Source organism: Planomonospora alba, from assembly GCF_039534085.1.
In the GTDB taxonomy this organism is placed as follows: Bacteria; Actinomycetota; Actinomycetes; order Streptosporangiales; family Streptosporangiaceae; genus Planomonospora_B; species Planomonospora_B alba.
The window spans coordinates 1-650 of the sequence record NZ_BAAAUT010000174.1 but is presented as its reverse complement, the minus strand read 5'-3'; the positions used below and the strand labels follow the sequence as shown (position 1 = coordinate 650).

General features: G+C 72.5%; 1 protein-coding gene. It reads right to left on the bottom strand.

The window, feature by feature from the left end; genetic code table 11:
- A partial coding sequence (locus ABD823_RS34485; RefSeq protein ID WP_344867167.1) for a condensation domain-containing protein occupies positions 1 to 637 on the bottom strand: 637 nt, incomplete at its 3' end.
- Positions 638 to 650: the final 13 nt, after the last annotated feature.

The following is a 650-nucleotide window of genomic DNA, read 5'->3' as shown; positions in this document are numbered from 1 at the left end:
CCACCTCCACCACCCGCTCGAACGGCAGATCCTGATGCCCGAACGCCGCCAGATCCACCTCCCGCACCCGCCCCACCAACTCACCGAACGACGGATCCCCACCCGTGTCCGTCCGCAACACCAGCGTGTTGACGAACATCCCCACCAACCCGTCCAACGCCTCATCGGTACGACCCGCCACCACCGTCCCGACCGGCACATCCGACCCCGCACTCAACCGCGTCAGCAACGCCGCCAACGCCGCCTGCACCACCATGAACACCGACGCCCCCGCACCCCGCGCCAGCGCCCGCACCCCCCGGTGCAACTCCGCATCCACCACCACCGGCACCGTCCCGCCCCGATACGACGCCACCACCGCACGCGGACGATCCACCGGCAACTCCAGCTCCTGCACCAGCCCCGCCAGCGCCGACCGCCAGAACCCCGCCTGCCGCGCCGCCACACTGCCCGGATCGGACTCCTCCCCCAGCAGCTCCCGCTGCCAGGCCGCGTAATCGGCGTACTGCACCGGCAACGGCGCCCACCCCGGCTCCCGGCCCTCCACCCGCGCCGCGTACGCCGCGATCACATCCCGCGCCAGCGGCGCCATCGACCACCCGTCCGCCGCGATGTGATGCACCACCAGCAGCAGCACGTGCTCCTCGGGG